The 13200-nt window shown below is 39.5% G+C and carries 6 protein-coding genes; all 6 read right to left on the reverse strand.

The annotated features are described in order from the left end of the window. Positions 1 to 3: 3 nt before the first annotated feature. The 6 genes from BMX95_RS10035 to BMX95_RS10060 are packed head-to-tail and all read right to left on the reverse strand — an operon-like array spanning position 4 to position 12838. The gene (locus tag BMX95_RS10035) at positions 4 to 2055 is read right to left on the reverse strand and encodes a hypothetical protein (protein WP_081204312.1); all 2052 of its coding nucleotides are present in this window, start codon (positions 2053 to 2055) and stop codon (positions 4 to 6) included. Between the two features lie 2 nt (positions 2056 to 2057). After that, a complete protein-coding gene (locus tag BMX95_RS10040; RefSeq protein ID WP_081204314.1) occupies positions 2058 to 3452 on the reverse strand; it encodes a hypothetical protein in 1395 nt (464 codons plus the stop codon). A gap of 28 nt (positions 3453 to 3480) precedes the next feature. Beyond that, positions 3481 to 4416 carry a hypothetical protein gene (locus BMX95_RS10045; RefSeq protein ID WP_081204316.1) on the reverse strand — a complete coding sequence of 312 codons (936 nt, stop codon included), beginning with the start codon at positions 4414 to 4416 and terminating at the stop codon, positions 3481 to 3483. Then, on the reverse strand, positions 4413 to 6929 hold the full coding sequence (locus BMX95_RS10050; RefSeq protein WP_081204317.1) for a S8 family peptidase: 2517 nt from the start codon (positions 6927 to 6929) through the stop codon (positions 4413 to 4415). The genes BMX95_RS10045 and BMX95_RS10050 overlap by 4 nt, the downstream gene beginning before the upstream one ends. 10 nt (positions 6930 to 6939) lie before the next feature. After that, positions 6940 to 9786 carry a virulence factor SrfC family protein gene (locus BMX95_RS10055; RefSeq protein ID WP_081204319.1) on the reverse strand — a complete coding sequence of 949 codons (2847 nt, stop codon included), beginning with the start codon at positions 9784 to 9786 and terminating at the stop codon, positions 6940 to 6942. Between the two features lie 13 nt (positions 9787 to 9799). Continuing rightward, positions 9800 to 12838 carry a virulence factor SrfB gene (locus BMX95_RS10060; protein WP_081204321.1) on the reverse strand — a complete coding sequence of 1013 codons (3039 nt, stop codon included), beginning with the start codon at positions 12836 to 12838 and terminating at the stop codon, positions 9800 to 9802. Positions 12839 to 13200 lie beyond the last annotated feature (362 nt).

Here is a 13200-nt window from a genome sequence, read left to right on the forward strand (position 1 = left end):
CTGCTAAAATTGATGTTTAAGTAAATCTATCCGGATAAAAAGCCGGGTAGTTGGTAAATCTTCCCGGCCGGCTATTTTTAAAAATTTACTGAAGTTGTCTTTTATTATATTGTAGTAGTTTTTTTCCGTATCCGACATTTTAGCTTCTTCAAAGAGTTTATCCAGATCATCTCTTACTTCAATCCTTTTTATCAGGGTGGCAAACTCTTCGAGTGAATATATTTGCGGAGCCTTCGGTTTTATATTGGGCTGTTTTTTAGGATTATTATCCAAAGATTCATGTCTTGTTGCTTTAACTGCATCTTCTGCCAGCTGTCTTCCCTGTTCTATTCTTTCATTTCTTAACTTATCCGCTTTTATTTTTTTTGCTTCTTTATCCCGTATATCGTTTATTTTATATTGAATGGTAGAGAGCGCTAAGCCGGATCTATTGTCGATTTTGGAAAATATTTCAAAATTATTTTGTATCAGGGTCAATAAATCGTTTTGAGGATCTAAAAGCCCCGGAATATTAGTATATGCGTTTTGGATGTCTTCTTTGTCAGTACAGCTATTGATCGCACTCCTTAATTTAATGGCATTTATCAACCTGGTATAAATTTCATTATAGGAACTATCTGGATGATTTTCCAACTGTTCCCTGTAATCATTTAATTTATTCAGAGACAGATCCATACCATTTACATAAGACTCGATAGCTCTTTTAAGATTGGGATCAGGAAAAGTGGCAGATGAAGAATGTGTAGTTTGGGATTGAGTGGGTGATTGATTCACCTCCTCTTTTGTAGTTGATTGATCATTTCGATAAGGGGGATCTAATGTCGTTATTGCAAGCGCCACTAAACCCATTATGAGGGCTAAAATGCCAAGTAAAACAAACCCAGGACTGTTAAGTTTTTTAAGTATAGGAAACCTGCGTTTCCTTTTTTTCAGTTCAAAAAAAACTGAGCCATACAGTTCATCCTCTGGTACAATTACTCTTGAGGCTGATGCGTATTTTTTCCTGCCATTAATATGAATTATCCAGCTTTGAGTTATGCCTTCTCCATCAAAGATGATGGTACTGTTCGGAACGGAAAATGATTCCGCGGAATTTTTTTTGTTGAAAGTAATACTTATATCTTCTCTTTTTACAACCCCATCCTCATCAGTGACATTGATGACAAGCTCTTTTTTATTAATCTTAAGCGACTGACTTTTTACAATAAATTTCCTCTCACTATGATCAACTTTAAATATGGAAGGATCCGTTTTTACAAGCTCTTCATACGTTCCAGTATATGTTTGGGGGATATGGTATAGTTTGGAATATTCTACATGCAGTTTCGTTTCCCTTGTTATTTCCTGCTTGTCCTCAATGGCTTCATTTTCTACCTTTATTGTAATAGTTTTTGTATCCTGAATGCAAAGCTGATAAGTTGGGTTTTCTATATCAACTTTATGGGTAATGTCCTCTGCTCCTTTTATAGCCGACAGGATGTTGTTGTCATGTCGCTCCTTTTCATTAACCAACAATATTTGCCGGTAATTTTTATACTGGCTTTGGTAAATTTCTTTAAAATAGACAGGTAGTTCGGTATCTGCGTAAAATATATAGGCTGCATCTTTTTCACCCTGTGAAAAAGTAGTGGGATTTGGCTCCTTCTCGAACACATATTTCTGTAAGGTGACTTCTATGAATGACCAGTCTTCAGGCTGAATACCCAGTTTATTTTCAATAGTGTAAGACAGGTACGTTTTCATCAATTCATTGAGCAATTCCTGTATTTGTTTACCACTCAGCTTTTGACCAGCTGGTATAAACAGGGAAATGCCTAAAAAACCAACTGCCATATTCCGGGGACCATCATACATGGCCCGGTATATGGTATATACTTTTCCACCGGGTGAAAAGGAAATGCCATAACATTGTTTGCTAATAGCGTTTTCTGAAGGCGAAGACAGGCGGATATCGTACCCGATGGACATTTTATCTGTTTCAGGTAACTGAGGGCTTACGTACAATGTCTTGAATCCATCTTTTGTACCCTGTATTATTATTCCTGCGTTTGACATAGTTATTGTTTAAAGAAATCCCAAAGCTTACTTTTTCCTCTAAGGATACCGGTTTTGTTTTTCAGTATCGATACGATCTCTGCGGATGAGGTATTATTGAACCTGCATATTTTATTAAAGTATACTTCCCCTAAACTAAATGGTAAAACAGATAAGTCGCTGTTGTCATTGATCCTGTAGTCTCTGCAAACATCTTTAAGTCTGTTTACAAACGAAGGATAGTTGGTATTTAAATAATCTTTTGCTTTATTAAGCCGGACTTTATAAAGTTGCGCAGGATCTAATGCTACATCGCCTTTCTTTTCCAGCAGATCGATCTTGGTTACTACCACATAAATAGCATCCGTAAGCTCTTTGAAAATATCATTATCCTTAAAATATTTCTGTGCGGCAGTTAAATAATCGTCCTGGCACAGCCCGTTGTCATCTTTTTCCTTGGGGTTCTTTCCAAAGTCGAACACGAAGAAATGGATCTTCCTGTTTTTGCTATTTAGAAAATTGGTTACCGTAGTAAATGTTTTTCTATGCTTATCGCTGGTGAATTTTCTGTTAGCCATTTCATTGTAGTAGCAGGTAAAGATCTCGCCAGACAATTCAATAAGCGCAATGGGGTGCTTTTTCCCATGATCATCAGTTAATTCAAATGGTAAACACTGGGTCAGTTCTGTAACAGTGGCTGCTGGCAGGAACCCAATATTAGTATTGAAGATATTCTTCAAGTGGGTCATATAGTGATATCCGGGGCCGCTTCCAATGCCAAACGCGGCTGATTTATCGGCATGGCTAAGAATGCCAGATAAGGCGCAGGTTTTACCTGAACCCGGAATGCCCCAGAAATAAACTTCTGTAAAGCCTTCCGGAATGAACTCAGGGATCTCTCCTAATTCAAGGGTTGGTTCTTTGAAGAAAGCCAGCGATTCAATCACATCCAGTGGAACCCCTAAATTGATTAGATCGGTTTTTGTGATTTTCTCCTGTGTGAGGTATTCGCTAATGATCTTCGGGGTGAAATCACCATTGAGGTTTGCCTTTAGCTTGTCGAGCAGGTCTTTCTTAAATTTGTTTTCATTGGCCTCTTTTTGCTTTAATGTCTCAATTCCAAATTCTGCTAACTGAATATGCTTTCCGGTGGGATAAGCTAAAATATATTTTTCATACGCTTCTATGGTGGACTGTTTTAATGTTTCCACCCAGCATTCCTCTTCCCGGGCTTCATCCTGCGCAATCAGGTCTTCAATTTTTCTTCGTTTGCTGGCTTCCAGCCTGCCTGTATCTTTTATTTTTGAGAATGGGATGTGGCCTGGTTTTATATATTTAAAATAGAGGTCTTCTGCTGAAATATTTTCTATATTATCCATCACATTCCTTTTTTCAGATTCACTCATATATTCTTTCATACATGTATTTGTTAGTAATTATGAATTTTTATAAAATGGCTCCCCGCTCTTCTGTGACTGTCTTTTTTCTGAATAACAGGTCTATTATTCCCGGGTTTCTCGGGTCCCGGTCAGCGGCAAAGTAGGGGATCAATAAAATAAGATATAATAAGGAGGCTATAACGATGGCGGTTACGGCAGGGAATTCACGCTGGGTAAGCTCGCCTTTTATTGAGCCAAATGTAAGTGGATAATCAAACGGGGTACTTTGCGCGTTTGAAGTTGAGTTATCGTAGCGCTTTAATTCTGTCAGCCAACCGTTCGCTGTTTTCTCAACGTTGTTTATGACGTTTAAAAACCTTACGGGCAGGATCCAGTTTGTTGCCAGCTGTTTATCCTGGTTTATTAAATTTATAGCATATTTTTTTGTGGAGTCGTATTTCGATGGCATCAAATCATCTTCGAAGATGGTCATTAACCGGTTTTTCTGTATGGTTAACGATTCACCATTATTTTTGAATCCTTCATTAATAAAAACGCTATAATTTAAATCCTTGCCTGCTATCGCTGCGTTCAGTTCGTATTCATATTTATTCATTCTATCTTTTGCAAACTCTTCATACCTCGTAAACATGTTTGCTACATTATCCAAATCGGTTTCGATCTTTCCTTTCAGCTGATCTTTTTTATTGAGGACCGTAAAGTAATGAGAGAAAGGAATTAAGAATATAATGCCTGCCGTTAGGAATACAATAAGCATGAGTATTTCCAGAAATGCGTTTTGCAGAAAGTTCCTTCTTACCGCCTTTATCTCTTTTAAGACCAGCACAAAACATACAAGAATGAAACTTAGGCATAAGGCTAATAATATGCTTTTTTGCAGGTTGCCATAGGTGAAAAAATACAGGCTAAAAAAGCAGACAGAGGCAAATAGTAAGGAGGCTATAAGACTGATTACTGTGCCAATAGATATTTTGAAGTTCATGTTCGTTTATTTATGTTCACTGATTTGTTGCTTTGTACCTTATAAAAGTTGCTTTGCGGATATTCTGACAGTTCGGCTTTCTTTAATGCTTTTCCCAATTGGACCATATTTCCTACATCGCCTGATACTCGCAAACCTGTTGACGTGAGTATGTTTTTGATCTCAGCTACGCTCAGATTCCGGTTTACGCTTTTTAAAAGCGCTACGGCGCCGGTTACAATGGCGGTGGCTGCACTGGTGCCGCTTAGGTAGTTGTAACTTTTTTTCCCGTAGGTGGTATAGATATTCACACCCGGCGCCGATACCGTTGAGCGTTCGCCAAAATTTGAAAACCGGGTTTTGGAATATGGTCTTTTTGATTTATTTACAGCGGCTACAATGATTGGCTGTGATGACCGCTGTAAAGGATCTACGCCTACCAGTATATTCCCATTACCTGCGGCTATTACTATAGCGGTATTATGTTCATCGGCAATCCTGAATACTTCTTTCCACAACCGCTCTTCTTCCTTAAAATGGTATTGTATAAAATTCCGTTGGGCTGCTCTGGAATAATTAACCAGTTTTTTGGTAAAGGACATACCAAGGGAAATATTTATCACATCTGCCCCGCTATATATCGCAGTTAAAATCCCTTCTACAACGGAAGTGATTGTCATGAGGCCTTTGGAATCTGCCACCTGAACGGGCATAAAGCTGCAATTCGGCGCAATGCCGGAAATGCCTATTCCGTTATTACCCCTTGCCAGCGCTACACCGGCCACCCTGGTACCATGGTCCCAGGCAGAAGGAATGATGGTGTTTGTTTTGTTCCATACGTTAAACGGTTTCACTACTTTTCCTGCCAGCTCCGGGTGATTGAGATTAAACCCTTCATCAATAATGGCCGTCACAATCTCTCGCTTTCCTAATGTTATGTCCCAGCCGTTCCGTACCTGGCAGGCGTTTATATGCCAGCTCCGGGATTTGTTTTGTAAGGCAGGGTCGTTCATTTGGAAAAAGTTTTCAAACAGCGATTCGTCCCAGATAAACACGCTGTACTTGTTCAGTTTTTTGGGTAGCTCCTGTTTTACCAGGTCCCGCTGGGTAGCCGGGATCTCTATTTGCAGGCTCTTTATCTGGGGATCATAATAGATGATCTGGTATTCATTGGGGGGATAAGCATTTTTAAAATCTATAGCAAACTGATAGATGGACGCATTTCCATCCAGGAGTAAATTCAATCTGTTAGTCACAATGTTAACAGCCTTATCGGATCCGATGCCAATGTGTAAGGTGTCTAACGAAATAATAACCCGTGGCTCCGGGGGCAGGTTTTTGCGGATGGGGGGAGGGGTAGTAGTAGAAGTATTAGGACCAGTAGGGATGGTAGGAATGGTAGGAATGGTAGTAGGAAGCGTATCCTTCCCTCTATTCTTATCAGCTGGAATCGGATAGATATACCTGTAAAATATAGTCAGCAGGTAAACTAAGATCACTATCAAACCCATAATACCTATGTAGCCCAATCTTCCGGGTTCGCGCCGGGGTGGTTTCTTCTTACCTGTTTCACCGCTTGGGGAAGCTTGTTGGGGAACCTGTTCATATTGCGCTGTGAATTCGATATCATCAGTTATTTTGATGTTGAGCGGGTTTGGTAGCCAGCCTTTAAAAATATACCCCAAAATTGCTTCAGCGACAGGTATGCCCGACATGGGTAGCTCTTCTCCGCTTTTGACCTTCACCACTGCTGTTCCTTTTATTACTCCCTTGTCACCTGTTATAAAGGATGCCTCATAAAAATCGGGTGATGGGGGATCAACCGGTAGATCAGTTTCCTTTTCCCGGTATTGGGCGGTGAAGATTTTTGTTTCAGTGGCTAAATACACTTCCGGGTCTTCATCCCAACCAATAAATTCAAAATTGCCCAGGGGTATTACAAATGGTATTTCGTCTTTACCAATGTGGGTGTCTTTATCTTTGAGGATAGTTTCGTGTCCATTGATAGTTCCCTGATTGCCTGCATTGAATATTATTTCTATTCTTGGTTTAACAAGGTAAAGGTCTTTGGTATATTCACCACTGATCCTGTTTTTATCACCTTTTGCTTTCATGCCCCAGATCCCAAGCACCACCTTTCCATCAAAACAATAGATAAAATTTTCGTCAATGAACTTTAATGCCTTCTCCAGGTATTCGTGTTCTTCCGTTTTATTTTCCTGCTGGAGGGCATTGATGATTGTATTGTAATGATCAAGTGTTGCCGTTAAAATGGCGTCATATTTTTTTCTGTCAAAACCAGAGAGTTCATAAATATGCCGGGGCGTTTCCTGAAAGGGTACACTATACCACGTAATAATTCCATTCATTCCTGGTTTCGGTTGCGCGACGAAATGCCGGTAATTTACGGCTACCGTATTTTCAATAACGGACCATAACTCAGCATAGCGATTATACAGCTCCAGTTTCCCCACACCTACAGGGGAGTGAAAATCATTTACGTTGCAGGAACAAATGGCAACTTTTCTGGCCATAATTATTTATTTATGCCGTGTAGTTAATATCACCGTATTCTTTCATCAATGTGCCCAATCGTTCATTGGCTTCAATGTCGTAATTGGGAATATCACATACTGAAATAAAGCCCAGCTTCAACAGATCGCGCCATTTTTTATAGTTGCTGTAGCGGGGGATATTTTTTACGATATCCTGGTTTATTTGAGGCTCGTTTAATAAGTCGGGCAGTTTGTCCAATACATCAAACAGTTCCGCTACATTTTCAGTGGTAAAGGTTTCATGCGAAAGTGCATCGTGGTTTAATTCCAGGCCCAGACTTTTGTTTACATTGGCTGTACGGATGTCGACAATTCTTTCTTCGGTGAAATAGGCAAACCCGATGGTGTTTACAAATTTGTTTATTATTTCAGCGCTTATATCCGCTATCATTTCCTGAACATCTTCTATTTTGTCATATCGGTCAACATACTTTCTGATGCTTTCGGCGATCCTGTCTACTAAATGAAGCTTATGGAAAAGAGAACGCAGCATGGTTGTTATATCCCCAATTTCCGATTCGGAAAATACCTCCTGCAGGTTGGTGTACAGTTTTACTTTCAGGCATTGGTCAAACCAATACGCCTCCAGTTCTTCTGCGAGCGTTTTAGAGTAATTTTTAATTCTGTTTTTATTGCCGTAGAAAAGTTCATGCAAATTGATTCCTTCTTTTTCAAAGTCGAGCCTGCATTGCTCCAATGATGACTTTTCATATGCTTTACGCAATATTTCCAGATTGGTATCGAAATCGTTGGTCAGGCTAAGGTTTGGGGTATTTAACCTGATGGCACTGTATTTTTCAATATTGATATTCTGGTCTATTTCTATACTTCTTAATTTGTTCCGGTAGAAGTTATAAATCTCGCCCTCAGTAATTAAAAAGTTTTTGATCAAATTGCTAAAGAAGAATTCTTCACCAAATTTGGCGTCGAGTTTAAGCTGGATATTACCGGCCATTTCTTTTGCTTTCAATAACTGGATGTCAGAGTTTTTACTATGATAGTGTTTCTCCAGTTCTTCCGTTATTTCATTTTTTATGTGTGCTAATTCCCTGACAAACTTTTCATTTCTGGCCACATTTATGTTCATGGCGGCGATGGAAAGGTTTTCAATAATTAAACCTGTTCCATCCTGGTTCATACCTGCCGACCGGCTCCACGATTCTTCCGGTGAGAGAAAGTGTTTTTTTACAAAATCGTAATTCAGGAAGGAGTCTTTTAAATCGATCCTGAAATCGGGATAATTGAAAGGAATAATCTCTTTTATTTCCTGTTTATCACTGTTGTACCCCTCATATAGTTGATTTTGCAGTTCCGATGAATAATAAAAGTCGCGTAGCAGGTAGATGTTCCTGAAATATTTGTCGGTCGTTGTCCAGTTCTTTAACCAGTCATAGATTTCGCAGTTAAAGATCTCCTTCTCCAGCACTATCGAAAATCTTTGCGACCATCGGTTGTTTAAGGCATCACTGTTTCCCTTTTTGTCATTTTGCTCATATTTCAAATCCAGGTTGAACATGGTGCCAATCACAAATAATGGCGGCAGTTTTGACGTAGTAATAAATGCCTGTCTTTTTTCGGGGGTACTACCAATAAAATTTTCAATCCAGCGGTTTAGCAGTTCCGGCATTAATCTTTGAACTGACTGATTTTTGCCATGGCAGAAAAGCAGGGTGTTTATTTTGTAACTGCTGCAGTATTTGTTGAACAGGTAAGCTACCTTACCACGCAACAGCATTTGTGGGATCAACTCGTCCTTAATATTGCTTTCATAAATTTCCATTCGGGCTCTTGCTCCGGGGAAATCAAGCAGGTCTGTTTTTTCTAAAAATGGTTTGCTCTCTTTTAGGTTTTCCGGCAATTTGAATATCAGTTCGGCTACTATGGCACACAGGTATGATTTCGACACATTTTTTTCTACCTTATTGTCGTTTCTATCAATATAACAGATGGGTGTTTCCGGGGTGTAATTTGCTTCCAGATAGGCATGCTGGGGATTTATTTCATTCAGGCGGGCCACATCGAGCAAAGTGCCGAATTCACGAAGAACAGCACTGTAAGGAATATGTGCTTCCGCTACAAATTCAATTTCTTTGAACTTCTGGATCAGTTTACTGAAAATATCGGTGATGCATTTGTTTTTATTCCATAGTATAGAGAAAACAGCAGGCCATTCTGCCGGTTCAAATAGCGATATGGTCAACGATATTTTTTCGAAGTAATCGGAGCACTCCAGGTACGGATTTTTCGATTTAAAGTGAATGTCGAAATAGTTTTTTATTTCAACGACATCATCCTCTTCGATGACCTGTTGGATCGTATTACTCCCTTCCTTTGATCTTACCAATTTATTGATCTCTTTATTAAGATCTTCTGAGTTTATAAGTTTGTGTGAGTTGGAGTCGTTGTAATAAGCGTCACACAGGATCAATACCACATCTACTATGGAAAGGATCTTTATTTTAATAGGGTATTGATTGTTTAGGCTTTTGTGGTGCAATGAAAATCGGGTTACCAGGCCGGTAGCTTCTTTTTGACCGCCAATGGGGTTTATTTCGTTAATAAAATCATAGTTTCTTCCATTGGCATCTGATACACAAAATCGTTGTTCGGGTGTTGACAGCAGCCCACTTACCAGGTAAGATTTACCAACCTGACTTTCGCCATATACGGCTGCTGCGGGATTTTCTCCCATTGCGTCAGCGATCTTTTTCAATTTACCTCTGTTGGTTACCAGCCTGCTGTAAGAGAGTTTCTTTTTTTCCCCATTCAGGTTTCCGTTAACCCAGTCAATTGATTTTTGTAACTTTTCAAGATGTAGGTGAATGGTATTTTTCATGGCTAACTTTCAATTAAGGCCTGGTTTTGATGTCTAAAATAAATTCTCCGGTATCGAGCCAGAAGTTTTCAGGTTCGCTCAAACTTTGAATTTGTAAAGTGAAATAACCAGATGGGAATTCATTGTTGTTATTATCATATACAGATTCCAGGGACAGGGTTTCTTTATCAAGTGCATAATCCTCTCTTGCAATCTTCATATTCAGCGGCATTTGACGGCGGATCTTCAATTTTTCACTTTCTACCATTTCCTTCAATTGCCTGATATTGGTAATGCCATTTTTTTTGAACTTTCGTTCCATGAATTCATCATTGAAATCCAGCACGTAAAAGGCTCTTGTGGGATAGGCTTCAGTGTTCAGTTGTCTGCATCCTAATGTAACAGGCAGGCCTGATACCACAATGGAGGAATAATGTAAATTGGGTGATAGAATAGCAGCGTCTATCCGTTTTGTTTTTTCGTTTATTATTCCAATGTAATCAGCGGTTGATCGCATTTTTTCCCGCAGGGCACTGAGGTCCAGTGAGAACCCTGATAAGCCACCCTGGTCGGAGGCGATATTGCCAATCATGGCACCGATCGTAACGATGGATTTCTGATTTTTAAAATATCCATTTCCATCCTGAAACGGATACCACCTTCCTATCCGGTAATTATTGAGGGTTATCAGTCTGTTGGGTGGTACAGGGAAGTTTTTCTGGAACAGTTCTTCCACTTTTTTTAGCGAGGTAGGCCGGCCGGCTAACAAGACAAAGTCACACTTATAGGCGTACATTAAGGCGGTGACTTTTTTTATCAGCGGTTCAAATGTTTTTACGATGATCAAATTGGCATCATCAATATTATAATTCCACTTTATAGACTTGATGGAAAACCCAAAGTGCTTTTCAAAGTGCGTAAGTATGGTTTCACTGGGGTAATTGCCAGTAGCGAATACTTCATCAAAAGTGAGGTCCTTCGTTTTAATATGCTGCTGAACCAGTTCAAGCAGTTTCAACGCTATGGGCAGTGATACCTGAAGGTTAAAATCGCTTCGATGCTGTCTGTCCCGGGCAGTCATGGAGGAATGGTTCATCCCAAAAAAGTCGAACAACAGGGCAGACGCGCTATCCCCTTTGCCCATTTCTATCAGTTTATTTTTTACAGCGCCATGCGGCCCTTCTATTATAAACTGACGTACAAATTCCTGCAACAGGTCATCACCTGCATAATAAAAACTTTCCCAGAATAAGGGTATCGGTTTCAAAGTTGTTTGGGCTGCATTCGTATTTTCATACGAACAGATCATCAGGTCTGAGGTCCCTGCGCCGATGTCAAAAGAACCTATGGTCAGCGATTTTTGATTGTAACCTGGCAGGTCTTTTCTTACTTTCCCATACAGTTCAAAGTATTCTTTACAGTTGTTAAGATATCGTTTTGAGATTTCAGCGTATAGAAATACAAATTGCGAACAGGTGGCTTCATCATAGGTCCATTCAAGACTTTCTTCTTTATTCGACAGGCTTTTTACAGAAGGAATAATATTGATCTTTGAAGCCAGTTCTTTATATTCAAAGGGAGCATTGTAGGTATTGGCTATAAATCTGTCGAGAATGATGGCTGCTTCTTCAGCACATTTGCGCAAAGAGATCTGTTCCATCTTTGACATGGCGGTGGGACAGGTAATAATGATCCTGTTAATTTTTCTGGGTTTGTCGGCATTGCCCATTTCATCGCGGTACCTGAAACTATTTATTTGCATCCGGGCCTGGGCCAGGATTTCTACAAATGATAGTGTCATCAGGGAGTTTCTTGAATAGGAACTGTTTCTGCCTCCATTTCCTTCCTTATTGATTGACCCGTCACTGTTCAATTGTTGCGATAAACCATTTAACCAGATCGATTCTTTTTCTTCTCCTTTTAACTGAACGGGTTCCCATTCAAATCCATGTTGTCGTTTATCCCATAAATACCGTTTGGGGCTTGAAAACGTAGTAACCTTTTCCTGGCCATTGTTTTCATTAATGGTACTGTAAAGCAAATTATTTGCTTCTTTTCCCAGCCGTACTATGCTTGGATAAATAAATTGTTTGCTCTCCAGCATGTTTATATCGCCAAATCGCGCCTTATGAAAGGCCAGGCGCATATCAAAAGGCTCATGATATTTAGTAACGGGATTGGAAAAATCCTGTAACTCCAGGGGCCTTACCCTGGTAAAATCACCTTCATCGAAAAGGACGGCACTTGTTTTTGAGTTACCGATGTCCAGGGCAAGATCTGCCGTGCACCATTGAACATTTCTGTCCTTATACAGGTTTACGATCGGGAAATTGCAGTTTTGCCGGATATAATTTACCAGGAAAACATAGGATGCCATATACACGAACTTGGGCGGCGTTATGGCAGCAATGTTATCTGTGTGGTGATAAATGCGGAGTATATATTCATTGACCCATTCGCAATTATAATTTTCCGAACAAAAGTCAATCAGCATGAATTCACTTTTACAGGGTGCATAGCTTTTTGCGCTTTCAAACTCACTGGCAAATACAGGTGTTTCGCGGAATTCATCTTCATAATTGCCATCTTCATAAAATGCTCTTGTATCGAAAGCAAAAACCACCTGATATTCCCGCTTACCGGCTATAGAAGCTGCGGTAGGGATCAATTTTATCCTGCACCAATTGGTAGGACCAAAGACTGAATTGTTTTGTTTATTAAGTTCGAAATAAGGAAATGGCAACCAGGTATTTTCAAAGTTTTCGATCTTACATTTATTCAACGACATATTAAAGTTTACGCCGTTGCTTTTGGAGATCTCCTGGATCTCTCTTCTTACAACGTCCCATTCGTCGGTCACTTTACCGTCCTTTAAATACCCATAGGTAAACAGTTCTTTTTTTCTTACCCAAACATCATCGTTGGCATAATAGTGTGCCAGTTCCAGTTTAAGCTTGTTCTCCGTTGAATCGAACCATTCGTAAAAATACATTTTGCCTCTTCCGTCACCGGTATCGATCAATATTTTTTCAGTATGGAATTGAATTCCTGTGTTGGCTATAAGAGATATCATAGACTTCAATTAACAGCAATTAAATTTCTTTTACTAGTTATACTTCAGTAATAGGTATGGAAGGACCTTGTTAGCTGGTAGCTGTGATAGTGTAATTTTACCTATCGGTATATGTTTCCTGTTGCAGTAATGAAGAATTAGATCAGGTGAATTAGATTCCCTGAATGGATGTTGAATAAGGGGCATAATGAGTTAAAACAATCCCAAAAGGATCGCCACGATTTTGATTAGTAATCTGATAAATTAAATAGTAACCAGGGAATCATTTCCTGAGAAACAAAAATTGGTCACGCCTTTCAGATATTGGGGAAGGAATCTCGAATAAGTTGCGATGGTTGGTTGGAAGCAAAGAAAAGCAAGAT

The organism is Niastella yeongjuensis (assembly GCF_900110245.1).
Classification (GTDB): domain Bacteria; phylum Bacteroidota; class Bacteroidia; order Chitinophagales; family Chitinophagaceae; genus Niastella; species Niastella yeongjuensis.

Excerpts from the sequence above, each read along its gene's own strand:
- BMX95_RS10045 (WP_081204316.1), bottom strand. The coding sequence starts at position 4,416 with ATGAACTTCAAAATATCTATTGGCACAGTAATCAGTCTTATAGCCTCC.
- BMX95_RS10035 (WP_081204312.1), bottom strand. The coding sequence starts at position 2,055 with ATGTCAAACGCAGGAATAATAATACAGGGTACAAAAGATGGATTCAAG.
- BMX95_RS10060 (WP_081204321.1), bottom strand. The coding sequence starts at position 12,838 with ATGATATCTCTTATAGCCAACACAGGAATTCAATTCCATACTGAAAAA.
- BMX95_RS10055 (WP_081204319.1), bottom strand. The coding sequence starts at position 9,786 with ATGAAAAATACCATTCACCTACATCTTGAAAAGTTACAAAAATCAATT.
- BMX95_RS10040 (WP_081204314.1), bottom strand. The coding sequence starts at position 3,452 with ATGAAAGAATATATGAGTGAATCTGAAAAAAGGAATGTGATGGATAAT.
- BMX95_RS10050 (WP_081204317.1), bottom strand. The coding sequence starts at position 6,929 with ATGGCCAGAAAAGTTGCCATTTGTTCCTGCAACGTAAATGATTTTCAC.